At 34.1% G+C, this 25,345-nt stretch carries 18 protein-coding genes; 6 read left to right on the forward strand and 12 right to left on the reverse strand.

What is annotated here, in order from left to right:
- Nucleotides 1-6: 6 nt before the first annotated feature.
- From ccoN to HNQ90_RS05885, 3 genes are all read right to left on the reverse strand, one after another.
- Nucleotides 7-2,199 carry a cytochrome-c oxidase, cbb3-type subunit I gene (gene ccoN / locus HNQ90_RS05875; protein ID WP_144116953.1) on the reverse strand — a complete coding sequence of 731 codons (2,193 nt, stop codon included), beginning with the start codon at nt 2,197-2,199 and terminating at the stop codon, nt 7-9.
- 11 nt (nt 2,200-2,210) lie between these two features.
- Nucleotides 2,211-2,396, reverse strand: a complete 186-nt coding sequence (ccoS, locus tag HNQ90_RS05880; protein WP_144116954.1) for a cbb3-type cytochrome oxidase assembly protein CcoS — start codon at nt 2,394-2,396, stop codon at nt 2,211-2,213.
- Between the two features lie 218 nt (nt 2,397-2,614).
- A complete protein-coding gene (locus HNQ90_RS05885; protein WP_144116955.1) occupies nt 2,615-5,035 on the reverse strand; it encodes a heavy metal translocating P-type ATPase in 2,421 nt (806 codons plus the stop codon).
- A gap of 112 nt (nt 5,036-5,147) precedes the next feature.
- Between HNQ90_RS05885 and HNQ90_RS05890 the strand changes: the two genes are divergently transcribed.
- The 6 genes from HNQ90_RS05890 (at nt 5,148) to HNQ90_RS05915 (ending at nt 13,139) form a co-directional block, all read left to right on the forward strand.
- Nucleotides 5,148-5,825 (forward strand): Crp/Fnr family transcriptional regulator, encoded by a 678-nt coding sequence (locus tag HNQ90_RS05890; protein ID WP_144116956.1) that lies wholly within the window; start codon nt 5,148-5,150, stop codon nt 5,823-5,825.
- An 86-nt stretch (nt 5,826-5,911) separates the two neighbouring features.
- Nucleotides 5,912-7,039 (forward strand): vWA domain-containing protein, encoded by a 1,128-nt coding sequence (locus HNQ90_RS05895; protein ID WP_144116957.1) that lies wholly within the window; start codon nt 5,912-5,914, stop codon nt 7,037-7,039.
- An 83-nt stretch (nt 7,040-7,122) separates the two neighbouring features.
- The gene (locus HNQ90_RS05900; RefSeq protein ID WP_144116958.1) at nt 7,123-8,589 is read left to right on the forward strand and encodes a MoxR family ATPase; all 1,467 of its coding nucleotides are present in this window, start codon (nt 7,123-7,125) and stop codon (nt 8,587-8,589) included.
- Between the two features lie 265 nt (nt 8,590-8,854).
- Nucleotides 8,855-10,936: an HAD-IIB family hydrolase gene (locus HNQ90_RS05905; RefSeq protein WP_144116959.1), complete on the forward strand. Its 2,082-nt coding sequence runs from the start codon at nt 8,855-8,857 to the stop codon at nt 10,934-10,936.
- Nucleotides 10,937-10,966: 30 nt separating this feature from the next.
- On the forward strand, nt 10,967-12,244 hold the full coding sequence (locus HNQ90_RS05910; protein WP_144116960.1) for a glycosyltransferase: 1,278 nt from the start codon (nt 10,967-10,969) through the stop codon (nt 12,242-12,244).
- Between the two features lie 13 nt (nt 12,245-12,257).
- The gene (locus HNQ90_RS05915; protein WP_144116961.1) at nt 12,258-13,139 is read left to right on the forward strand and encodes a carbohydrate kinase family protein; all 882 of its coding nucleotides are present in this window, start codon (nt 12,258-12,260) and stop codon (nt 13,137-13,139) included.
- A 4-nt stretch (nt 13,140-13,143) separates the two neighbouring features.
- Here HNQ90_RS05915 and HNQ90_RS05920 read toward each other — a convergent pair whose 3' ends face one another.
- From HNQ90_RS05920 to HNQ90_RS18075, 9 genes are all read right to left on the reverse strand, one after another.
- The gene (locus HNQ90_RS05920; RefSeq protein ID WP_144116962.1) at nt 13,144-13,716 is read right to left on the reverse strand and encodes a YdeI/OmpD-associated family protein; all 573 of its coding nucleotides are present in this window, start codon (nt 13,714-13,716) and stop codon (nt 13,144-13,146) included.
- A 5-nt stretch (nt 13,717-13,721) separates the two neighbouring features.
- Entirely contained in the window at nt 13,722-15,368 is a 1,647-nt protein-coding gene (locus HNQ90_RS05925; RefSeq protein ID WP_144116963.1) for a M1 family metallopeptidase, read from the reverse strand.
- Between the two features lie 58 nt (nt 15,369-15,426).
- Entirely contained in the window at nt 15,427-15,897 is a 471-nt protein-coding gene (locus HNQ90_RS05930) for a DUF6265 family protein (RefSeq protein WP_144116964.1), read from the reverse strand.
- A 97-nt stretch (nt 15,898-15,994) separates the two neighbouring features.
- Nucleotides 15,995-17,803 (reverse strand): acyl-CoA dehydrogenase family protein, encoded by a 1,809-nt coding sequence (locus tag HNQ90_RS05935; RefSeq protein ID WP_144116965.1) that lies wholly within the window; start codon nt 17,801-17,803, stop codon nt 15,995-15,997.
- A 26-nt stretch (nt 17,804-17,829) separates the two neighbouring features.
- Nucleotides 17,830-19,023 carry an acetyl-CoA C-acyltransferase gene (locus HNQ90_RS05940; protein ID WP_144116966.1) on the reverse strand — a complete coding sequence of 398 codons (1,194 nt, stop codon included), beginning with the start codon at nt 19,021-19,023 and terminating at the stop codon, nt 17,830-17,832.
- Nucleotides 19,024-19,144: 121 nt separating this feature from the next.
- A complete protein-coding gene (locus HNQ90_RS05945) occupies nt 19,145-21,553 on the reverse strand; it encodes a 3-hydroxyacyl-CoA dehydrogenase/enoyl-CoA hydratase family protein (protein WP_144116967.1) in 2,409 nt (802 codons plus the stop codon).
- Nucleotides 21,554-21,560: 7 nt separating this feature from the next.
- A complete protein-coding gene (locus HNQ90_RS05950; RefSeq protein ID WP_144116968.1) occupies nt 21,561-22,007 on the reverse strand; it encodes a MarR family winged helix-turn-helix transcriptional regulator in 447 nt (148 codons plus the stop codon).
- 114 nt (nt 22,008-22,121) lie between these two features.
- The gene (locus tag HNQ90_RS05955; RefSeq protein ID WP_144116969.1) at nt 22,122-23,897 is read right to left on the reverse strand and encodes an AMP-dependent synthetase/ligase; all 1,776 of its coding nucleotides are present in this window, start codon (nt 23,895-23,897) and stop codon (nt 22,122-22,124) included.
- Between the two features lie 278 nt (nt 23,898-24,175).
- Nucleotides 24,176-25,336 carry a tetratricopeptide repeat protein gene (locus HNQ90_RS18075; RefSeq protein ID WP_144116970.1) on the reverse strand — a complete coding sequence of 387 codons (1,161 nt, stop codon included), beginning with the start codon at nt 25,334-25,336 and terminating at the stop codon, nt 24,176-24,178.
- Nucleotides 25,337-25,345 lie beyond the last annotated feature (9 nt).

Here is a 25,345-nt window from a genome sequence, read left to right on the forward strand (position 1 = left end):
AGTTGATTAATTTTGTGCTGTTTCTCCTTTAATATCTGTTCCTAAGCGTTGTAAATACGCTATAAGAGCTACAATTTCTCGGTTTTTCATTTCTATAAATGGTTCACCGTTATCCGAAGCGTATTTTTTATCCGCTTCATATGTTTTTGTAAAATCAGGATCGGCATGAAGGTTCTCTTCAATTTTAGCACCTTGCTCTAACATACTTTGTTGTGCATTGGCTATTTCGTCATCTGTATAAGGAACACCAAGAGTAACCATAGCTTCCATTTTTTTCTCGGTCATCGATTTATCTAACTCACTGCTAGAACCTGTAATTAACCAAGGGTAACGTGGCATTATAGAACCCGATGATGTACTTTGCGGATCGTACATATGGTTAAAGTGCCAGTTATCTGAGTACTTACCACCAATTCTGTGTAAATCTGGTCCAGTACGTTTACTACCCCAAAGGAATGGATGGTCGTAAACAAACTCGCCGGCTTTACTGTACTCGCCGTAACGTTCTACCTCACTTCTAAATGGGCGAATCATTTGCGAATGGCAACCTACACAGCCTTCACGGATATAAATATCTCGACCTTCTAACTCTAAAGGAGAATATGGTTTTACACTTGCTATAGTTGGTATATTAGATTTTACAACAATAGTCGGTACAATTTGTACAAGACCACCAATTAAAATAGCTATAGTAGCGCCTATAGTTAATTGTATTGGTTTACGCTCAATCCACGTGTGCCAACCTTCATTTGCAGTACGTTTTTTAGATACGCGCTCTAAGGCTGCAGCTTCAGCTAATTCGTCTTCAACTTTGCTTCCTTTTTTAATAGTAGCAATAACGTTAAATACTAAAATTAGCATACCGGTTAAGTATAAGGTACCACCAATAGCACGCATCCAATACATTGGCATAATTTCGGTTACGGTTTCTAAAAAGTTACCATATGTTAAAGTACCATCTGGATTAAATTGTTTCCACATACTAGCTTGTGTAAATCCGGCAACATACATAGGTAAAGCATACATAATAATACCTAAAGTACCTATCCAAAAGTGTAAGTTAGCAAGTGCTAAAGAGTGTAGTTTGGTTTTAAATAATCTTGGTACTAAATAGTAAATCATACCAAAGGTTAAAAACCCATTCCAAGCTAAGGCACCAACGTGCACGTGTGCAATAATCCAATCGGTAAAGTGCGCAATAGCGTTTACATTTTTAAGCGAAAGCATTGGCCCCTCAAACGTTGCCATACCGTAACCTGTAATTGCTACAACCATAAATTTTAAAACGGGATCTGTACGTACTTTATCCCAAGCACCACGTAGGGTTAATAATCCGTTTATCATACCACCCCACGATGGCATTAATAACATTATAGAGAAGGCAACACCTAAATTTTGTGCCCATTCTGGTAAAGCTGTGTATAATAAGTGATGTGGTCCTGCCCAGATATAAATAAATATTAACGACCAGAAATGCACAATAGATAATCTATAAGAATACACAGGTCTGTTAGCTGCCTTAGGAACAAAGTAATACATAAGTCCTAAAAACGGCGTCGTTAAAAAGAAGGCTACCGCATTGTGTCCGTACCACCATTGTACTAAAGCATCTTGAACCCCAGCGTAAACCGAGTAACTTTTCATGGCGCTAACAGGAAGCTCCAAACTATTAAAGATATGAAGTACAGCAACAGTTACAAACGTAGCAATGTAAAACCAAATGGCCACATATAAATGGCGCTGTCTTCTTTTAAGCATGGTACCTATTAAATTCCATCCAAAAATTACCCAAACTAAAGCAATAGCAATATCAAAAGGCCATTCTAGTTCGGCATATTCTTTAGAGCTTGTATACCCTAAAGGAAGTGTAATAGCGGCTCCTACAATAATAAGTTGCCAACCCCAAAAATTTAATTTACTTAAAAGGTCGCTAAACATTCTGGCCTTTAGTAAACGCTGTGTGGAGTAATACACACCTGCAAAAATAGCGTTACCAACAAAGGCAAAAATAACAGCATTGGTGTGTAGCGGTCTTAATCTGCCAAAACTTAACCACGAAATACCATCTGTTAAGTTTGGGAAAAGAAACATAAACGCCAATAGCAATCCTACAAGCATACCCACAACGCCCCAAAGCATGGTGGCGTAAATGAAGTTTTTAACGATTTTATTATCGTAATGAAATTGTTGCATTTTCATAATTATAATTATTAATCTTTTTTGGTTAGTATTGTTTTTTCTGTTTTGTTTTTAATTAATTCGTCTTCAAATAACATGCGTACAGAGGGCGTGTAACTATCGTCAAATTGTCCTTTTTTAACAGCAATTATAAAGGCTATAAAAAAACATATGGCCACTACAATGCTTACCGCAAGTAAAATATATATAACACTCATACCTATTAGAAGTTATGGTTCAAAAGTACTTTTATACTGTTTTTTAAAAGATGATATTTATCATGTTTCATCATTTTATTTGGGCGTTACCTCAAAAAAGAGGTCGGGCTTTCCGTTACAAGTCCTCGCACCTCCTGCGTCGGGCTGTGGGCTTTCCTCTTCAATCCCTAACGCAAAAAGCCGCACTTAGCCCCATAGGGGAGGAAATTGATACGTTCTTACTCATGTAAATCGTTTTTAGACTTTGCGTGTTCCTCTCCTATGGGGAGGCTAGGTGGGGCAACTATATTGGTGCAAATCGTTGTAAAAACCACAATGCTTATAGAACTTAAAGGCATTAATATGGCTGCAATTACAGGTGCTAATTGACCAGTAACAGCAAAATATAATCCAATGATATTATAAATAAATGAAAATACAAAGCTCCATTTAATAATTTTTATAGCCGATTTAGAGGCCTTAATAAAATGATATAATTTATTAAACTTAGTAGCGTCTAAAATAGCATCACATGCAGGCGAAAACACATTAACATTCTCCGAAATGGCAATGCCAACATTACTTTGTGCCAAAGCACCCGCATCATTCAATCCATCTCCAATCATTAATACCTTAGCACCAGAATTTTGGTGGTGTTTTATGTATTCTAATTTATCATCAGGCTTTTGGTTAAAAAGCAGTTTTGTTTTGGCTGGTAAAAGCTTAGTTAAATTCTCCTTTTCTCCGGCATTATCGCCCGATAAAATAACCAGGTCGAAATCCTTTTTTAAAGTTTTAAATAACTTCGATAGGCCTTTTCTGTATTTGTTATAAAACGTAAATTTCCCTTTGTATTGGTTGTTCGTGCTAATATGTACAGCGGTATTTAAAGTTGCCGTTTCAAGAGCGTGTCCCACATAAGATGCAGATCCTATTTTTATGTAATTTTGCTTATGTTTTGCAGAAATTCCTTGGCCAATATGCTCTTCATAATCATCAACAGGTACAATGTTGTTTTCTTCTAAAATGGCATACAACGACCGGCTTAATGGATGGTTAGAGTTCCGTAAAGTACTTTTTAATAAAGATTCTTCGGTACCAGAAAGTTCAAAACCATCATATTCAATTGTAGTTTGCTTATTAGCCGTAATGGTTCCTGTTTTATCAAAAATAATGGTATCGATAGCTGCTAATTGTTCAATTACCGAAGCGTTTTTAGCATAGAACTTTTGCTTTCCAAAAATACGTAGCATATTGCCAAAAGTAAACGGTGCTGCCAAAGCAATGGCACAAGGACAAGCAATAATAAGTACCGCTGTAAACACATTTAGTGCTTTTGTGGAGTCGTTAAATAACCAAAATCCTGTGGCAAGAAATGCTATAGATAATATGGCAATGGTAAACTTTTTGCTAATAGCGTTGGTTAAGTTTGTAAAACTATCTTCCTTGTTTTTGTTAAAAACATCATTACTCCATAATTGGGTTAAATAACTTTGCTCTACAGTTTTTAAAACGTCTACCTCAATGCTACCGTTTAGTTGTTTTCCTCCTGCAAAAAGCTTGTCGCCCGATTGTTTGGATACCGTTTCAGATTCGCCAGTAACAAAACTATAATCAATTTTTGCTTTTCCTTTAATTAAAATACAATCTACAGGTATTAGCTCTTCATTTCTAATTAAAAGGCGGTCGCTTTTTTTAATATCATAAACTTGAATGGATGTCTCCGAATTATCAGAAGAAATCTTAGTGATTCCAATCGGGAAATATGATTTGTAATCCCTTTCAAAAGACAAAAAGTTATAGGTTTTCTGTTGAAAAAATTTACCGAGTAATAAAAAGAAAACAAGGCCAGCTAAACTATCAAAAAAACCGGTACCTATATCTAAAACTATTTCGGCAGTACTTCTTAAAAATAAAACCGTAACACCTAAGGCTATGGGTACATCAATATTTAAAATTTTAGATTTTAAACCTTTGTAGGCAGAAATAAAATAATCTTGAGCACAATAAAAAACAACGGGAAGCGAAAATGAAAACATGAGCCATCTAAATAATGGCTTGTATTGTTCCAACCAATATTCTGTAGATTCAAAATACTCCGGAAACGACAAAAACATAATATTACCAAAAGCAAATCCAGCAACGCCAAGTTTATAAATAAGCGATCGGTCTACATTTTTCTTACCAACACTATAGTCGTCTAAACTTATAAAAGGTTCGTAGCCAATACTGCTTAAAAGTTTTACTAAAGCCTTAATGCTAAAGTTGTTGGTATGGTAGTTTACACGTACGGTTTTCTTTCCAAAATTTACAATAGATGAGCTTATGGAAGGATGAAGTTTGTTTAAGTTTTCGAGTACCCAAATGCAAGAGCTACAATGAATATGCGGAATGTATAGTGTAACTATTTGAGTGTTCTCGTCGTTAAATTCTAATAAATTTTCAACAATTTTAGCATTGTCTAGAAAATTATATTTACCCTCAATTTCTTTTGGGGTAGCACCTGGAGCATTTTGTAAATCGTAGTAGCACGTTAAATCGTTTACCGAGAATATCTCGTACACCGTTTTACAGCCGTTACAACAAAACGATTTATTATCATATATAATTTCTGAAGTTGTAGAATCTAATCCACAATGGTAACATGTTTTATGCTCCATAATATTTGCTCATTTATACCTATGGCAAAGGTTACTATTAAGCAAAAAATAAAATATGATATTAGTCATGATTTATTTATTTTTACAGAACTTTCAAAATTATAAAAGAGGTATGAGTAAGTGCGAACAGTGTATTATTAAGCAATTTAATTCTTTAAAATCGTTAACCAAAGAAGAGTTGGTTCGTATTTCTTCTTGTAAAACCTCTAAAGTTATAAAAAAAGGAGAAGTTATTTTTGAAGAAGGCGATACCTTAAATGGTGTTTATTGTGTTAAGGATGGAGTTTGTAAACTATCTAAACTTAGCGAAAATGGTAAAGATCAAATTGTAAAAATGGTTGTTAAAGGGCAATTATTAGGGCAACGTTCTTTAATTAGCGACGAGAGCTCAAATTTGCAAGCTGTTGCCTTAAACGATATGGAAGTTTGTTTTATACCCAAAAGTGAAATTATTGCAGACCTTCAAAAAAATCCTAAATTCTCGTTTGATGTGTTACAAGATATGGCTAACGATTTAAAGGAAGCCGACGATATTATTGTAAATATGGCTCAAAAGTCTGTAAAACAACGTTTGGCCGAAGCCTTAATTTATATAAATGATAGTTTTGGAGTAAATCCAGATGGTACTTTAAGTGTGCTTTTATCGCGCGAGGATTATGCAAGTATAGTTGGTACAGCCACAGAGTCTGCAATTCGCGTGCTTTCTCAATTCAAAAAGGAAGGTTTAATTACTACCGTTGGTAAATTTATTAAGATTGAAGATCTTAATGGTTTAAGACGGGTAGAATAACTGTTCTACTTAATTCTTGTTAAAGTATATATAAAACTAAATTTAGTTTTTAATGTCCTCTAAAAATATAGTATTTTTATAGGGCTATGAAAAACAATATAAATTACAGAAAAGGTTTCGTGTTTAAAAAATATGAAGCGCCTTTCCAATCGCCGTTCGATAAACTTTTTGAAATTTTCAAAGAGTTAATTACACATACTTCTGGCGATTTTGATGAAGCTATCGATTGGCTTCGCGAATTGGATAAAGAATATAAGCTTACCACACCAGAGTATACAATCGACGATTTTATTGAAGATTTAAAACTAAAAGGCTATTTACGTGAAGAAATTGATCCTGATGGAAATGGAGCGTTGGCTATAACTGCCAAAACAGAACGCGCCATTAGGCAACAAGCTTTAGATCATATTTTCGGTAAAATTAAACGCAGCGGACAAGGAAATCATAAAAGTAAAGGACAAGGTATTGGTGATGAGCATACAGGCGATTTTAGAAATTATCAGTTTGGTGATGCTTTAGATAAAGTATCTATGACCGAAAGTTTAAAAAATGCCCAAATTAATCATGGTATTGGCGATTTTACATTATCTGAAGACGATTTGGTTGTAGAAGAAACGCTTCATAAATCGCAAATGAGTACCGTGTTAATGATCGATATTAGCCATAGTATGATTCTTTACGGCGAAGATAGAATTACACCAGCTAAAAAAGTAGCTATGGCTTTGGCCGAATTAATAACCACAAGATACCCGAAAGATACCTTAGAAATTTTAGTTTTCGGTAACGATGCGTGGCAAATAGAAATAAAAGATTTACCTTATTTAAAAGTAGGGCCTTATCATACTAATACAGTCGCTGGTTTGCAATTAGCAATGGATTTGTTACGTAGAAAACGAAATACAAACAAGCAAATTTTTATGATTACCGATGGTAAACCTAGTTGTTTAAGGTTGCCAGACGGACAATATTATAAAAACAGTAATGGTTTAGATTCTCATATAGTAAACAAGTGCTACATGATGGCACAACAGGCTAGAAAACTGCACATTCCTATTACAACATTTATGATAGCACAAGATAGTTACTTAATGCAATTTGTAAGGGAGTTTACCTATGCCAACCAAGGGAAAGCATTTTATACAGGGCTTAAAGGATTAGGAGAAATGATTTTTGAAGATTACGAAACGAATAGGAAAAAGAGAATTAAGGGGTAAAAAAGATAAAGGAATAAAGAATTTAGATAAAAGAGCTAAAAGAAGAATTTAAAGTCTTTTTTCTCTGGTTTTAAAAATATAATATGAAAACAGAAAATATTAAAACACTAGGCGAATTAAAAGCAACGGGTTATCAATCAAAATCTATAAAAGATGAATTAAGAGATAATCTAATTACTAAAATAAAGAATAAAGAAACTACGTTTGAAGGTGTTCATGGTTACGAAAATACGGTAATTCCAGAGTTGGAACGTGCTATTTTATCTAGGCACAATATTAACTTGTTAGGTTTAAGAGGTCAGGCAAAAACTCGTTTAGCTCGTTTAATGCTAAATTTATTAGATGAATATATTCCTGTTGTAGCAGGTTCCGAGATAAATGACGATCCTTTAAAACCTATTTCTCGATATGCCGTTGAATTAATTAAGGACAAAGGTGATGACACCCCAATAACATGGTTACACCGTAGTGAGCGTTTTGCCGAAAAATTGGCAACCCCAGATGTAACTGTAGCCGATATTATTGGAGATGTAGATCCTATTAAAGCTGCCAATTTAAAGCTAAGTTATGCCGATGATCGTGTTATTCATTACGGTATGATTCCTAGAGCAAATCGATGCATCTTTGTTATTAATGAATTGCCAGATTTACAGGCTAGAATTCAAGTAGCGCTTTTTAATATTTTACAAGAAGGCGATATTCAAATTAGAGGTTTTAAGTTGAGGTTACCTTTAGATATGCAATTTTTATTTACTGCAAATCCAGAAGATTATACGAATAGAGGAAGTATTGTAACACCTTTAAAAGATAGAATTGGTTCTCAAATTCTAACACATTATCCAGAGGATATTGAAACTGCAAGACGCATTACCCTACAAGAAGCAAAAATAGTAGAAGGTCAAAATAAAACAGTTAAAGTTCCAGATTTAGCAAGAGATTTACTTGAGCAAATTGTGTTTGAAGCTAGAGAGAGCGAGTTTATCGATGCCAAAAGTGGTGTAAGTGCACGATTAAGTATAACCGCTTTAGAAAACTTATTGAGTACAGCAGAAAGGCGCGCTTTAATAAATGGAGATGATACTACAACATTAAGACTATCCGATTTTGTGGGTATAATTCCTGCTATTACAGGAAAAGTAGAGTTGGTTTACGAAGGCGAGCAGGAGGGAGCAGCTTCGGTAGCATATAATTTAATAGGAGAAGCTGTAAAAAGTTTGTTTGAAGATCTTTTCCCTAAAATTGGAAAGCTTCAAAAACAAGAAGAAGAAAGCCCGTATGATGATATTGTATCTTGGTTTTTTAATTTAAAAGAAGGCTTTGAGTTGTTAGACGAATTACGTGATAAAGAGTATGAGGCTTTATTAAATGGTATTTCTCCTTTAGATGATCTTATTGCCGAATTTCAACCAAACATAGCAAAAGAAGATGCTTACTTTGTTAAAGAGTTTGTGCTTTGGGCATTGGTGGAATATAAATTATTAAGTAAACATAGATTTACCGAAGGCATTCAATTTAAAGATCCTTATGGTAGTTTTATAAGTGGTATTTAATCACTAAAGACATATACTAAAATTTTAAAGTGCTGTAATAGAACTATTGTTTTCTATTACAGCATTTTAGTTTTAAGCTCATTATCATATACTCAAAATGATTTAGTCTATTTTTCATAATTCTTAAAGTAAGGCTTGCTAATTAACACAATTAGAATATTGTCTAAAATCAGCCGGTTTTTCTTGTTTTTACGGCAAAAATCTATTAATTTCTACCAAAATGAAGTAAAAAACATTAAAAAAGTAGAATTTTTAGATTTTTAATATGAGCAAAAACAAAGACATAAATAAGCCGGAAATTAACTTTCTTTCTTTCGATATTGATAATACATTAATAGACTTTCACACTCATAAAAGTAATTTTCGAAAAACCTGGAAAAAGTATAAACCTAAAGATGTTGTTCTTACCTACAATACAGGACGATTAATTGATGATGTACTTAATTTAATTGATAAAGGCGTTCTTCCAGAACCGGATTATATAATTTCTGGTGTTGGTACACACATTTATAATTATAAGGACAAATGCATCGTAAAAGAATTTAATAATGTACTTGATGATGGTTGGGATTTAAAAGCTGTTGAAGATTTAATTCAAAACATAGACCATCCTATTAGTGATCAACCAACAAAATTTCAGCATGCTTATAAAAGAAGTTATTTTTTCCATAACGCTAGTCCAGAACTTATTACAAGTGTAGAAAAAGATTTTGAAAATGCGAACATGAGTATTAATGTCGTGTATTCTGGGGATAAGTTTTTAGATATTCTTCCAAAATTTGCTAACAAAGGTAATGCCTTGCAATGGTTAACAAAAAAGTTAGATATAAAACCAGAGTCCGTTATAGTAGCTGGAGATAGTGGTAACGATTCGGCTATGTTCGATTTACCAGACGTTAAAGGTATTGTAGTTGCAAATGCACACGAAGAGTTATATCAATACACAAAACACAGACAGGTTTATCATACCGAAAAAGAAAAGAGTGATGGTATTATTGAAGGTTTAGTTTATTATGGCATTTTACCTAGTGCAGCAATTAAAGACATTAATATTGATCATAAAGATGATTTCTTTATAAAACAAGAATCAGAAAGTTTAGCCGCCGAGGATGCCGATGAGAAAGTAGCTTTAATTCGCGAAGGTTATGAAAAAGCTGTTTTGGCCTTAAAAAAGAATATTACACCACTTGGCTTTTCGGCCTGTTCTATAAAAGATAATGTGGCTCATGGTACCGACGAGAATTATTATAGCGTTTGGGCTAGAGATGGAGCCATTACTGTAATTGGAGCATTACCTTTAATTCATAAAGATGAAGAGATTCACAAATGTGCAAGACAAACACTTTTAACTTTGTTTGAGCATATTTCTCGTAATGGCCAAATACCTTCAAATGTGCGTATTAAAGATAATATTCCAGATTATTCTGGTGTAGGTGGTATTTGTTCCATTGATAGTGGTATTTGGGTGGTTATTGCTTTTTACGAATATGTAAACGAAACTAAAGATATTGAGTTTTTAAGAACACATATATCAGATATAAAAGAAACAATGCGTTGGTTAGGAGCGCATGATAGTAATAATGATGCTTTATTAGAAATTCCTGAAGCCGGAGATTGGACTGATTTATTCGGTAGAAGTTATAACATTCTTTACGACGAAATTCTATGGTATCGTGCTAATGTTTGTTTTGGTCGAATGATGGAAATGTTAGGTGATCATGAAGAAGCTGGAGAGCATATTAGATGGTCGCAAGTTATTAAAAAAGAAATATTACAAAACTTTTGGCCGTCTACAAAGCAACAACTATTTCAATCGGTTTCTTTTGCCGAAAAGCAATTTACATTAGGAGATACCTCTTATTTAATCGCTCAAACAACACCTTTCGATTTTAGCTGGCGTTGCGACACTTTAGGAAATATTTTGGCCTTTTTACATGGTACAATCGATGCTGAAAAAGCACATCAAACCTTTAAATTTATGTGGGGTGTTGGGGTTAACGATCCTTTTCCTGTAGCTAATGTATATCCTGTAGTAAGCCCAGGCGATCCAGATTGGAGACCATATTACACCGTTAATTTATTAAACCTACCAAACCATTATCATAATGGCGGTATTTGGCCATTTGTGGGTGGTTTTTGGGTAAAGTTTGTAAACAAGTTAGGTTTTAGAGATATAGCTATTGCGGAGTTACATAAACTCGCTTTAATAAATAAAGAAGGTATTAACGTGGAATGGGAGTTTACCGAATGGGCACATGGAACCACCGGAAAACCTATGGGGAAAGCTTACCAAGCATGGTCTGCAGCGCAATATATCTCTGCTTGTCATGATTTAAAAATAATTTAATAATTAATATAATAACTAAAGCAAAACACTATGAAATCGATATTGATGATCTCTTTACACGGCTATGTTGGAGCAAATGCAGAATTAGGAAAACCAGATACAGGCGGACAAGTAGTATATGTTTTAGAACTTGCTGAACGTTTTAGCAGACTAGGAAAAAGAGTCGATTTAGTAACTCGACAGTTTGAAGATCAACCCGAATACGATCATGTAGATGAAAACTACAGCGTATGGCGTATTCCTTTTGGAGGTAAAAAATTTATTAGAAAAGAGGACATGCACGATCATCTTAAAAAGTTTGTAACCAATACTTTGGCAGCTATTAAAAAGGAACGTAAAAAATATGATGTCGTGTATTCGCATTACTGGGATGCAGGTTGGGCAGGACAAAAAATAGCTGAAGAATTGGGTATTTCGCATGTGCATACTCCGCACTCACTTGGTTGGTGGAAACAACATAGTATGGGTAGCGATATGGAAGAAAAAGAAATGGAAAAGACATACCGTTTTAAAGAGCGTATAAGAAAAGAGTATTTCGTGTATCAAATGTGTAATTATGTTATTGCTACAACCCTTCCTCAGGTCGATTTATTGACTAAACAATATGATGTGTTGCCTAAAAACTGCGGCATGATTCCTCCTGGAATTGATGAGAATCGCTTTTTTCCAGTACCATCTAAAGAAAACGATAGAATACGAGCCAAGTACGATATTCAACCTACAGATATTTTGGCATTAGGTAGAATGGCACATAATAAAGGTTACGATTTGCTGTTTCATGCACTACCAACGGTGTTCGAGTTATGTCCAGAAGCGCGTTTAGTAGCAGCTATTGGTGGCGATCAATCCGATCAAGATAATCAAGGTATTGAAAAACTCAAAAAGTTAGCAGAAGAGTTAGGTATTGCCGATAAAATATCATGGAAAAACTACATTGCCGACGAAGATTTAGCAAACGTTTATAGATCGGCTAATATTTTTGTTATGCCTTCTAGATACGAGCCTTTTGGAATGGTTGCTATTGAAGCCATGGCATGCGGAACGCCAAGTATAATAACTGTTCATGGTGGATTATGCGATTTAATAGATTTTGGGAAACAAGGATTATTCGCAGATCCGCATCGCCCTAAAGAATTTGGTGCTATGATGGCTATGCCGCTTTTATATCCTAAATTAAGAAATGAATTATCGGTTGAAGGCGCGCGTTTTGCACGTCGTAATTTTGGTTGGACAGGAATTGCAAAGCGTATGCTAGAGGTGTTTAGAAGCTCTATTAATCAACGTACCATGGAATCTAATGTTTATTAATTATATTTAGTTTATGTCGAACATAGTCTGTTTTGGAGAAATTCTATGGGATGTATTTCCTAATCATAAGAAAATTGGAGGCGCACCTTTAAATGTTGCACTTAGAGCAAAATCATTTGATAACCATGTGGCTATGATTAGCGCTATTGGAAATGATCATCTTGGTAAAGAATTACTAAGGTATTTAAAGGAAAATGGCATTAATACGGATGGTATACAAGTACTGGATGATTATAAAACCGGAGAGGTTAAAGTTGTTTTAGATGAAAAAGGTTCTGCATCCTATACCATTGAGTATCCAAGTGCTTATGATAAAATAGAATTGAAAGATAGCTTAATTGATACGGTAAAAGCTTCAGGTGCTGTAGTTTTTGGAAGTTTAATTACACGCGATGATACTTCTAAAGAAACACTGTATAAGCTTTTGGAGTATGCGAATTATAAAATTTTCGATCTTAATTTAAGACCGCCACACTTTTCAGAAGAGACCTTAATTTATTTGATGGAAAAAGCAGATTTTATAAAATTTAATGATGATGAACTTTATGAAGTGAGTGCGTTTTTAGGTTCAAAATATAATAGCTTAGTACAAAACATACATTTCATTGCAAAAACAACAAATACTAAACGGATTTGTGTTACTAAAGGCGCACATGGCGCCGTTTTGTTATATGATGGTTTACTTTACTATAATAGTGGTTATCGCATTAAAGTAGTGGATACCGTTGGGGCGGGCGATTCTTTTTTGGGTACATTAGTTAGCCAATTACTTAACAAAATTAATCCTCAAGAAGCCATAGATTATGCTTGTTCTGTAGGAGCCTTAGTAGCACAGAGTGAAGGTGCTAATCCTAAAATTTCAAAACCTATGATTGATGCATTTTTAAATCTTTAAAATATTATCGTGTATCTCGACTTTTAATATTATTAGCGCATAACTTTATTATTTGAGCTATGCGCTTTTTTTTAGTCTCTTCGCGTTTGGCTTGATTTAACCAATACAAATAACTTTTTCTGAAAGAAGGGGCAAAGTTTTTAAAGTTTTCATAAGCACTAGGATTTTCATTAAATGCATCTTTTAAAATCTGCGGAATAATGCCTTTTTCAACAGCATCTAAAGCCGTCCAACTCCCATTTTGCTTTCCAATTTTAATAATTTCACGGCCAGCTTCATGCAGCAAACTATTTGCGGTAAGCTCGTTTACGTATGTTTTATTTAAAGCGCTCCAAACGCTTTTAGGGTTCCTTTTACAGAAGTATTGCCTGCGTTTTCCATTACCCAAACTCTTAACGGTAGAATCTATCCAACCAAAACACAAAGCCACTTTTACGGCTTCTTCCCAGCGCATTGAAGGTTCATTGTTTTCAACTTTATAAAAGATGAGGTAAACACCATTAGAGCAATCATGGTTTTTATGAAGCCATTTGCGCCATTCGGTATGTGTTTTAAAATAGAGTTCTGGTGTTTCCAAAAGGATTATATCTTTTTGGTTTCAACATAAAAATCAATATCCACTTCTATATTTTCTATTTTAGAATCTAAGGTTAAAGTATTCCATTCAGCTTTAGGCGAAATCCATTGGTCTTCATCATTAATTTTAATTTGAATAGGCATTTCGAAACCTTCAACGCAATTAGTCCATCGGTATTTTAAAACTTTCTTATTTATTGAATATTCTAAAACCGGAATTTTTGTGGTTCTTAAATATTGATTAAAAAAAGCAGATAAATCTATAGTTGTTTCATACGATAAAAAGTTTTCTATCTGTTGTGTTGTTACCGTTTGATGATAAAATTTCACATTCATTTTATGCAAAATTTTTCTCCAAACGTCATCATCTTTAACAAGTTGTCTTAGTGTATGCAGCATATTTGCTCCTTTGTAATACATGTCGCCAGAGCCTTCATTATTAACATTATATTGCCCAATCAAAGGGCTGTCATTTTGAATATTAGCTCGGGTGCCAATAACATATTCTGCTCCGGCCTCTTTTCCAAAATGATAATCTAAATACAAGCTTTCGGAATATGCGGTAAAACTTTCATGTATCCACATATCGGCTATGTCTTTATTGGTAATATTATTTGCAAACCACTCATGCCCGGATTCATGTATAATTATAAAGTCGAACTTTAAACCCCAACCTGTACCAGATAAATCGTTACCCAAATAGCCGTTTTGGTAGCCATTACCATAGGTTACCGAACTTTGGTGCTCCATGCCTAAATACGGTGCTTCAACAAGCTTAAAACTATCTCTATAAAATGGGTATTGACCAAACCAATGCTCAAATGCTTTAAGCATCATAGGTACTTGTTTAAATTGTTCTTTAGCTTTTTCTAGGTTGTAGCTAAGCACATAATAATCAAGGTCTAAATTTCCGCCTTGACCATCATAAACTTCAGAAAAGTTAGCGTAATCGCCAATATTAATATTTACGCCGTAATTATTTATTGGACTTTTTACTTCCCAATGGAATGTTTTAGTGTCCCCAATACGTTCTACTAGTATTAGCCTTCCATTCGATACATTGGTTAAATGGCTAGGTACGTTTACACTTATTTTCATGCCTTCGACTTCATCATACATGTGGTCTTTACAAGGCCACCAAACACTTGCGCCTAGTCCTTGGCATGACGAGGCAATAAAATCCTTACCGTTTTTATCTTTTTTCCAAGAAATCCCGCCATCCCATGGGGCATTTACAGCTTCCCTTGGATGACCTTCATAATAGACCTCGACCGAGTTAATGTCATCGATGTTTTGATTTTCAACTAATGAAATAAAATGCGCATTACCTTCATGGCGTACTTTTAATTCTTTACCATTTTGAATGGCCTTTAAAAGTTTCATTGGCGATTGTAAATCTATTTGCATTATAGAATCGCTTTTTAATACTTTATAAGTAATGGTGTTTTTACCCGATATAAATTTGTTTTCAGGATCAACTTTTATATCCAAATGATAATAGGTTAAATCCCACCATGCACGTTCTGGAGTAATTGAACCTCTTATGGTGTCTTGTTTTGTAAAATTTGTGTTTTCTGAAAGTAATCCTTGAGCATTTAAATATAATAAAGGTGAAAGTACAAAGGCAATTAGTATAAAGTAGGTGTTTTTCATCAATTTTTGGTTTTTTGGCAATTTAAATAAAAAGGTTATTAAGTGTTTGTTAATTTTTCTATTTGGTATAATTGAATTTTACCGTTTCAATAGATCCATCTTTTTGGTGAATGTCTACATAAACATTCATTTCGTTAGTGTTTACTTTTTCAAAAGTCATGCCATCAAATACAACTTTAGAAGCAGTGATTTTTTGTAATGGAAAATCTATGGTTTCATCTTTAGTTTCCCAACCTTTTAAATCATGATTAAAATGTTTTAGCTGAAGTATTAACGAGTTTTCAATTTCTCTGATTATTTCAATTTCATAGAATGAAACACTACCATCGTTAATTAATTTGAAGGTAGCCATCATAGAACCACCCGATGGTTCGCTCCATATTTCTTCGGTAATACCGCCAAAAGCTTCGCCTTTCCAATGTCCTGCAATCCACGCAATATTTTCTAGTTTGGGTTCTAGGATTTTATCTGCTTGTGCAAGAATAGTAGACGAGAAGAAGCATAAACAAACAATAAAAATTGATTTCATTTTTTTTGATTTTCAACTAAATTAATAAAAAAACGCCTCGAAATAAATTTCGAAGCGTTTTTTAAAAATTGAGTTAGTCACTCTATAGTTACTATGGTTAGAAACAGTATTTGTTTTCTGCTTTAACTTTTTCTGCTATCTCGATACGTAAATCTACAATATCCGGGTAGTTTGCGTATTTAGTAAATCGCTTAAGACCCATTAACATCATACGTTGTTCGTCGCCTTCAGCAAAAGAAATAATACTTTCTTTTCCTTTTTCTTCAACGATATCTACGGCATGATATAAATATAATTTAGCCATTGCAATTTGAGCAGATTGCTCTTTTTCGCTAGTACGTTTAACATTTTTCTCTGTTCTTAAAATTGCAGATTCTGCCATGTAGATTTCAATTAAAATATCGGCAGCCGCAATTAATAACTGTTGGTGATCTTCTAGTTTTGGACCATATTTTTGAACCGCTCCACCAGCAACCATTAAGAAGGTCTTTTTAAGCTTCTTAATCATTTCTTTTTCTTCCGAAAATAATTCAGAATAATCTGGAGTATCAAAAGATGGTATGCCCATTAGTTCTTCTTGAACGGCTTGCGCAGGACCTAATAAATCAACATGTCCTTTCATAGCCTTTTTAACTAACATACCAACAGCTAACATTCTGTTAATCTCATTAGTTCCTTCATATATACGTGCAATACGAGCATCTCTCCAAGCAGATTCCATTGGAGTTTCTTCAGAGAATCCCATTCCACCAAAAATTTGAATACCTTCATCTGCAGCGTTTTGTACATCTTCAGATACCGCAACTTTTAAAATAGAACACTCAATAGCATATTCCTCTACACCTTTAAGCTCTGCTTCTTGGTGTGAGTTTCCAGCAGCTTCGCGAAGAGCAATTCTATCTTCAATGTTTTTAGCAGCTCTATACGTTGCAGATTCACCTGCATAGGCACTAGCAGCCATTTCAGCTAACTTTACTTTAATGGCTCCAAAATCTGCAATGGGTGTTTTAAATTGTTTACGTTCTTTAGCATAATTTACAGCTGTAGATAAAATTCGTCTTTGCGAATCTAAACAAGCCGCAGCTAATTTAATACGACCAACGTTAAGGGCATTCATTGCAATTTTAAAACCTTCACCACGACCTGCTAACATATTTTCGGCAGGTACAACCGTATCGTTAAAAAATACTTGACGTGTAGAAGACGCACGAATACCTAATTTGTGTTCTTCTTCACCTAAAACAATACCGTTTGGGTTTGCACCATCGTATTCAACAATAAAACCTGTAATGTTTTTATCACCTTCAATACGAGCAAAAACAATCATCAAACTACAGAAACCTGCATTTGAGATCCACATTTTTTGTCCGTTAATTTTATAAGATTTTCCATCTGCAGAAAGTTCGGCAGTTGTTTTACCAGAGTTTGCATCAGATCCAGCTCCAGGCTCTGTTAAACAGTAAGCTCCAAACCACTCACCAGAAGCTAATTTCGGCACGTATTTTTGTTTCTGTTCTTCTGTTCCGTATAAGGTAATTGGCATAGTACCAATTCCTGTATGCGCACCAAAAGCAGTACTAAAAGAACCTGTACCAGAAGAAATATAATCGCATGTTAATACGGTAGAAACGAAGCCCATTCCCATACCACCATAAGCTTCAGGAACAGCAACACTTAAAAAGCCCATATCTCCAGCTTTACGCATAACGTCTTCTGTTAATGCATAATCTTTAGCTTCGAAACGTGCTTTATGAGGAATGATTTCACGATCATTAAATTCCATTACGGATTCCTTCATCATTGTTTGCTCTTCTGAAAAGTCTTCAGGCGTAAACACATCTTCACAATTTGTTTCTTTTACTAAGAATTGACCACCTCTTAAGATGTCTTTTTCATTTGCTTCCATTTTATATTTTTGTATTTAGTTCTTTATTAGTTTAAAAATTCGAATATCCCGCAAGCCCCTTGACCTGTTCCAACACACATGGTAACTGCTCCATATTTACCTTTCATGTCTTGCTTACGCATTTCGTCAAAAAGTTGCACAGATAATTTAGCACCAGTACATCCTAGTGGATGCCCCAATGCAATAGCCCCACCATTTACGTTAATAATATCTGGGTTAAGGTTTAACTCTCTAATTACTGCTAACGATTGAGACGCAAAGGCTTCATTCAATTCAATAAGAGCTAAATCGTCTTGTTTTAATCCTGCTTGTTTTAATGCTTTAGGAATAGCCTTTACTGGTCCGATACCCATAATACGAGGCTCAACACCTGCAGCAGCATAGTTTACCATTCTTGCAATTGGCTGTAGGCCCAGTTCTTTAACCATGTCTTCACTCATAACCATTACAAAAGCAGCCCCATCACTCATTTGCGATGAGTTACCCGCTGTAACACTTCCTCCAGCAGCAAATACAGCTCTTAGTTTTGCTAAGGCTTCTTTACTAGTTCCTGCACGAGGCCCTTCATCTTTAGTTACGGTATACGTTTTTGTTGCTTTCTTTCCGTTTGCATCAATGTAAGTTTGCTCTACTTCAATAGGTACTATTTGATCTTGAAAACGATTTTCAGCTTGTGCTCTTAATGCTTTCATGTGTGAATTGAATGCAAATTCATCTTGGTCTTCACGAGATACATTAAATTGTTTTGCAACAGCTTCGGCAGTATTACCCATGCCCCAATAATAATCTTCATGACCTGCTTTTACAATCGCATCATAATTCAATTCAGGTTTAAAACCCGTCATTGGAACACTACTCATGCTTTCTGCACCACCGGCTATAATACAATCGGCCATTCCAGCTTGAATTTTCGCTGTAGCCATACCAATTGTTTCAACTCCTGAAGAACAAAAGCGGTTTACGGTTACACCAGGAACATCTATGACTTCTAATCCCATTAAAGAGATTAAACGTGCCATATTTAAACCTTGTGCGCCTTCTGGCATAGCGTTACCAACAATAACATCGTCGATACGCTTTGGGTCTAAACCTGGCAATTCTTTCATCATATATTTGATGGTTTCTGCTGCCAATTCATCTGTTCTTTTAAAACGGAACACGCCTTTTGGTGCTTTACCAACTGCTGTTCTATATGCTTTTACTATATATGCGGTCTTCATAGTTCTAATGTTTAATTTTTGAAAGAGACTAAAGAAAATAGATAAGAGAAAAAAGACTTTCAAAATCGGTCTTTAAATGCTGTAGTCTTGGATCTTTATTCTTTTCTCTTTATTCTTTTTTCTAGTTACGTAACGGTTTACCTTTGGTTAACATGTGCTGAATACGCTCTAAAGTTTTACGCTCTGTACATAAACTTAAGAAGGCTTCACGCTCTAAATCCAATAAATATTGCTCGCTAACTAAAGTTGGCTCAGATAAATCTCCACCAGCCATAACGTAAGCTAATTTATTAGCAATTTTCATGTCGTGTTCAGAAATGTAATTGGAGTCTTTCATAGAATCTGTTCCTACTAAAAACATACCTAAAGCTTGTTTACCAAGTACTTTTACATCTTTACGTTTTACAGGTTGTGTATAACCAGTATTAGCCATTAACATAGCATGTTGCTTTGCAACAGCAATTTGTCTGTCTTTATTAACAACCACAACATCTTTTCCTTTTTGTAATACGCCCAAATCAAAAGCCTCGTAAGCCGAAGTTGATACTTTAGCCATACCAATAGTTAAAAAGTACTCTTGAAGTGTGTTTAATTGCACATCTCCTTTTTTAAACGTATCTGATGCTCTTAAGGCCATTTCTTTAGAACCTCCACCACCAGGGATCACACCAACACCAAACTCTACAAGTCCCATGTAAGTTTCTGCTGCTGCAACTACTTTATCGGCGTGTAATGATAATTCACAACCACCACCTAAAGCCATACCGTGAGGTGCAGAAATAGTTGGGATTGAAGAATAACGCATACGCATCATACTATCTTGGAAATATTTAATAGCCATATTAAGCTCATCATACTCTTGCTCTGCAGCCATCATGAAAATCATTCCTATGTTGGCACCAACAGAGAAGTTTGCAGCTTGATTACCAACTACTAAACCAGCAAAATCTTTTTCGGCTAAATCAATAGCCTTGTTTAATCCAGCAAGAACATCGCCACCAATGGTATTCATTTTAGATTGGAACTCGCAGTTTAATATGCCATCTCCTAAATCTTCAATAACAACACCAGAATTTTTAAATACTTCGTTAGATTTTCTAATATTATCTAAAATAATGAAACTGTCTTGTCCTGGAATTTTTTCTTGTGATTTCTTAGGAATATCGTAAGCATAACTCGCACCTTCTTTTACGGTGTAAAAAGAAGAATTTCCAGAAGCTAACATTTCGTTTACCCAAGCAGCAGGTTCTAAACCTTCAGCTTTCATAATTTCAATTCCTTTTTCAACGCCTATGGCATCCCAAATTTGGAAAGGACCATGTTCCCATCCAAACCCCGCTTTCATAGCATCATCAATTTTATATAAATCGTCTGTTATTTCAGGAATTCTATTTGAAACATAAGCAAATAAGGCAGCGAAGCTTTTTCTGTAGAATTCACCCGCTTTATCTTTTCCTTTTACTAATACCTTAAATCGGTCAACAACTTTATCAATCGTTTTCGTAAGTTCTAAAGTTGCGAATTTTGCACGTTTAGCAGAACGATATTCTAGTGTGTTTAAGTCAAGTGATAAAATTTCTTTTTTCCCATCTGGAGATACTTGTTTTTTGTAAAAACCTTGACCTGTTTTACTTCCTAACCATTTGTTTTCCATCATTGTTTTGATGAAATCTGGTAGTTTAAACAGCTCTAATCGTTCGTCGTTAGGGCAGTTTTCAGCAATACCATTTGCAACATGAACTAAGGTATCTAATCCAACAACATCTACCGTACGGAAAGTTGCCGATTTTGGACGACCAATTACTGGTCCAGATAATTTATCTACTTCCTCGATGGTTAAATCTAAATCCTTAACAGCATGGAATAAACTCTGAATGCTGAAAATACCAATTCGGTTACCAATAAAAGCAGGTGTATCTTTAGCAACTACCGATGTTTTACCAAGAAATTGCTCGCCATAACCATTCAAAAAGTCTAATACAGAAGCATCTGTTTTTGGTCCAGGAATGATTTCAAATAATTTTAAGTAACGCGCCGGGTTAAAGAAGTGTGTTCCGCAGAAATGTTTCTGGAAATCTTCACTACGACCTTCGCTCATAAACTTTATAGGAATACCAGAGGTGTTAGACGTAATTAACGTTCCTGGTTTACGATATTTTTCTAAGTTTTCGAACACCATTTTCTTGATGTCTAGTCTTTCGACTACAACTTCCATAATCCAATCTACATCGGCTACTTTAGCAATATCGTCTTCTAAATTACCGGTGGTAATTCTACTAGCGAAATCTTGATGATAAATTGGAGATGGTTTGGATTTTAAGGATGCTGTAAGCGCATCATTAACCAATCTATTTCTAACTACCTTATCTTCTAAAGTTAAGCCTTTAGCTTTTTCTTTGTCGTTAAGTTCTCTTGGAACAATATCTAATAAAAGTACTTCTACACCAATATTAGCGAAATGACATGCAATGCCACTTCCCATAATTCCTGAGCCAATAATGGCTATTTTTTTAATTCGTCGTTTGCTCATTGTTTTTTTAACTATCAGATTGATTGTATATTTTTTTGTTACAAACCATGTCGTTAATAACATCGGCTACTTCATAAAAATGTTTTAGCTTTTCTGGCGAAACATTGTTTTTTATAGCTTCGTTAAATATTAACACTTTTTCTTTTGAAGATTCTCTTTTTTCTACACCAAAATCGGTAAGAGAAATAATAACACCGCGACCATCTTTAGGATTGGGTTTTCTTGTTATTAACCCCTTTTTTTCCATGGTTTTTAAAGTTCTAGATAAACTAGTTGCTTCCATTCCCATTTTAGGACCTAATGCAGTTGAAGGTGTTCCTTTTTCAGGATCTATACTTAATAAAGTAAAGCCTGTTGCCATAGTGCTTTCAAACTTTAAAGCTTCTTCATTGTACATTTTCTGAACCGATAACCAAGTGGTTCTTAGGATGTAATCTATGGTTTTGTCTTTCATATATTTAAATGATATGTTCAAATATATAAAATTTTATTATGCATGCATAATAAAATTGATAAAAAATAGTAATTTAATTAAATACGATTGAAGAAAAATTATTTTTAAATTATACTAAGGTCTGTAAATCTTTTCAACTAATGAGGTATACATGCTTTTGATGACATCTCGTTTCATTTTCATGGTAGGTGTAAGGTGACCATCATCAATAGACCAAACATCTGGTGTTAACTCAAAGCGTTTAATTTGCTCCCATTTACCAAATTTTTGGTTACAGTTATTAACTTCTTCTTGAATTCTATCTTGCACAATTTTAGAATTAGCAATGGAGCTATTCGTTTTTTCGATAGTAAGATGTTTATGATCGATCCAGTCTTTTATAAAATCGAAATTTGGTTGAATTAATGCAGCAGGCATTTTTTCCCCTTCACCAATTACCATAATTTGTTCTATAAAACGCGATTGTTTTAAGTCGTTTTCTAATAAGGTTGGTATAATGTATTTACCACCAGATGTTTTGAACATTTCTTTTTTACGCCCCGTTATTTTAACAAAACCATCGGTATCAACTTCTCCTTTATCGCCTGTATGGAAATAATCTCCCGTCATTACACTTGCAGTTTTTTCTGGGTCTTTGTAGTAACCCATCATAACATTTGGTCCTTTAATTAAAATTTCTCCATCTTCAGCAATTTTTACTTCTACACCATCAATAGGCATTCCCACGCAGCCTACTTTAAACATTTTATCTTCGTAGCGCCCTACTGATACTACAGGAGAGGTTTCCGTAAGTCCGTAGCCTTCCATGACTTGCATACCGGCAGCCGAAAAAATTCTGGTTAATCGAGGTTGCAATGCTGCACTACCAGAGACCATAGTGTGCAGTTCTCCTCCAAGAGCTTCTCTCCATTTGCTAAAAATTAATTTATTAGCAATTTTTAATTTAAATTCGTACCAAGCACCGTTTTTGCCATAAGGCTCCCAAATTTCACCTAAACCTACAGCCCAATAAAATAATGCTTTTTTAATACCGGTTAATTCTTCGGCTTTAGCCATAATTTTGTCGTACACTTTTTCAAGTAGTCTTGGTACAACGCTCATCATATTAGGTTTAATCTCTTTAGCATTATCTCCAATTTTATCTATGGCTTCGGCATAATAAATAGAAGTGCCTGTATATTGATATACGTAAATAAGGACGCGCTCAAAAACATGACAAATAGGTAAAAAGCTTAAGATTTTATTTTTTTTACCATCTCTAAAGGGAACTCTAGGGCTACTAGCTAATGCATTGCTAGTTATGTTCCAATGCGAAAGCATTACGCCTTTTGGTTTTCCTGTAGTACCCGATGTGTATATAATGGTTGCTAAATCTGTCGATTTTACTTCGTCTTTTCTAGCTTCAACTTCATTTTGGTTTGATGTGTCTTTTCCTAATTCTAATAATTCAGAATAATGCTTACAGCCTTCAATTTGATCAAAAGAATAGACTTCTTTTAATTGTGTATTTGCTTTAACCTTGTTCACTTTTTCAAGTACTTCAGCATCAGATACAAAGCAGTATATAGATTCGCTATGATTTAAGACATATTCATAATCTTCGGCACAAATAGTTGGGTAAATAGGAATGTTTTGAGCACCAATTTGTAAAGAAGCAATATCAATAATATTCCATTCAGTTCTATTGGTTGTAGAAATTATAGCAATTTTATCATCCTTTTTAATACCAAGTTTTAATAAAGCTCTACTCATAGCATTTGCTTTATCTACATATTCTTGGGTTGACGTTTTAACCCATTCGCCATTATACTTCGTTACTAAAGCGGCATCGTTAGGATTGTTTTCCAACTGGTAATATGGGAAATCAAAAAGTCTAGTTATTTCTGTCATTTGTACTTGTTAATTTAGGAGGATTGCAAAGTATGAAATAAAATGAGAATTTCAAATAATATAAAAAAAAGAGGGTCTTTTTGAATATTACGTTTAAATTTCAACTGATTTTTAAAAAATTAATATTTTTAAAGTTAACATTAGTTTTGGGAACTTATATTAATACAGCGATATAATGTTTTATTTCATGTGGTGTTTTGTTTTTAAATGCTTTTTATTTTACTTTAAATACATAAGTAAATATGTTTTATTTGGGGATTAGTTTAAGTTCAGTTTTTTTAATTTTTAGAAGAAGCTGATATTAAAGATTCGATATGATTTGAGTCGTATTTTTTAATGAAACCTAACGCTTTTGCTTTATTCAAATAGTCGTAAGCCAGAGTTAAGTTTTTTAAATCGTAATAAATTATTCCAAGATTTCTGTAAGCATAAGAATTTGATTTATTCAAACGTATTACTTCATTTAATATTTTAATGGCAGCTTCATTATCTCCTAATTTATGAAAAATTAAACCACGTTGTGTTCTTAAATCATTTTCCAATTCTGGATGACTATACTTTAATAAACTCTCTTCATTTGTTAGTGCAATGTCGTTATGATACTTTGCCTTTTTAAAATCTTTATGCTCTATGTAATATTCTGATAAACTTCTGTTTGCGAATGAATGTGTAGGTTTTAATGTAATTACTTTGTGCAAATATAATTTAGCGCGATTGTATGATTTTGTCGATAGTAAATGCGCACTTAAGTTGTACATTATTCGAGTGTTATCCGGGTCTTCCTTTAATGCTTTTTCTAGAAATAGCAGAGCTTTTTCGTCCATTTCAAGATAAGAATATATATTGCCTTTTCGCTCGTATATGCTAGCTAGGATGCTTTTTGGTGTTTTAATCTTTTTACGGAGCGCGTAATTATTTACTAAAGTTTCAATTTTGTTAAGATCGCTTAGTGCAAGCGTGTAATTGCCCAATTTTTTTCTAATACTCTCTAGTTTAAGGCGATACTTTAGGTTGTTTTGCGAGGTTTTAAATTGTGATAACACCTCTTTAAGGCTCTCGTGTAACTCTTTTGTTTGTATTTCGGTTTTAGCACTAAATTCTATTCTGGGGTCTTCACGGTTTATAAATAATCCCTTATTGAAAGTCCAAATGGTGAGTATCTCTCCATTTTTGTTGTGTTTATAAGATTTACCATGATATTTTCCTTTTAAAAAGTAAAAGGATTCATTTAACTCCCCGGTTTTATAATAGCTTTTTAAGCTATCAATTTTGCCTTTGGAATTATACCATTCAATTTGAGATGCAGTGCCGTCTCGATAAGCATGTGTGATTTCTTTTTCTGAACTATGCGTAATTGGTTTATTATTAGCAATTACGTTTTCTATTTGATAAAATCCAGAGGCAAAAATGTATAAAAAGAATATAAAAAAATATTTCACTAAACAATT

It is taken from the genome of Algibacter amylolyticus (assembly GCF_014202225.1).
Taxonomy (GTDB): domain Bacteria; phylum Bacteroidota; class Bacteroidia; order Flavobacteriales; family Flavobacteriaceae; genus Algibacter_B; species Algibacter_B amylolyticus.

Bases quoted from the DNA above. Each gene is read 5' to 3' on its own strand.
- HNQ90_RS05895 (WP_144116957.1), top strand. From the start codon at position 5,912: ATGAAAAACAATATAAATTACAGAAAAGGTTTCGTGTTTAAAAAATAT.
- ccoN (WP_144116953.1), bottom strand. From the start codon at position 2,199: ATGAAAATGCAACAATTTCATTACGATAATAAAATCGTTAAAAACTTC.
- HNQ90_RS05885 (WP_144116955.1), bottom strand. From the start codon at position 5,035: ATGGAGCATAAAACATGTTACCATTGTGGATTAGATTCTACAACTTCA.
- HNQ90_RS05950 (WP_144116968.1), bottom strand. From the start codon at position 22,007: ATGAAAGACAAAACCATAGATTACATCCTAAGAACCACTTGGTTATCG.
- HNQ90_RS05935 (WP_144116965.1), bottom strand. From the start codon at position 17,803: ATGGAAGCAAATGAAAAAGACATCTTAAGAGGTGGTCAATTCTTAGTA.
- HNQ90_RS05890 (WP_144116956.1), top strand. From the start codon at position 5,148: ATGAGTAAGTGCGAACAGTGTATTATTAAGCAATTTAATTCTTTAAAA.
- HNQ90_RS05930 (WP_144116964.1), bottom strand. From the start codon at position 15,897: ATGAAATCAATTTTTATTGTTTGTTTATGCTTCTTCTCGTCTACTATT.
- HNQ90_RS05955 (WP_144116969.1), bottom strand. From the start codon at position 23,897: ATGACAGAAATAACTAGACTTTTTGATTTCCCATATTACCAGTTGGAA.
- HNQ90_RS05900 (WP_144116958.1), top strand. From the start codon at position 7,123: ATGAAAACAGAAAATATTAAAACACTAGGCGAATTAAAAGCAACGGGT.
- ccoS (WP_144116954.1), bottom strand. From the start codon at position 2,396: ATGAGTGTTATATATATTTTACTTGCGGTAAGCATTGTAGTGGCCATA.
- HNQ90_RS05905 (WP_144116959.1), top strand. From the start codon at position 8,855: ATGAGCAAAAACAAAGACATAAATAAGCCGGAAATTAACTTTCTTTCT.
- HNQ90_RS05940 (WP_144116966.1), bottom strand. From the start codon at position 19,023: ATGAAGACCGCATATATAGTAAAAGCATATAGAACAGCAGTTGGTAAA.
- HNQ90_RS05910 (WP_144116960.1), top strand. From the start codon at position 10,967: ATGAAATCGATATTGATGATCTCTTTACACGGCTATGTTGGAGCAAAT.
- HNQ90_RS05925 (WP_144116963.1), bottom strand. From the start codon at position 15,368: ATGAAAAACACCTACTTTATACTAATTGCCTTTGTACTTTCACCTTTA.
- HNQ90_RS05945 (WP_144116967.1), bottom strand. From the start codon at position 21,553: ATGAGCAAACGACGAATTAAAAAAATAGCCATTATTGGCTCAGGAATT.
- HNQ90_RS05915 (WP_144116961.1), top strand. From the start codon at position 12,258: ATGTCGAACATAGTCTGTTTTGGAGAAATTCTATGGGATGTATTTCCT.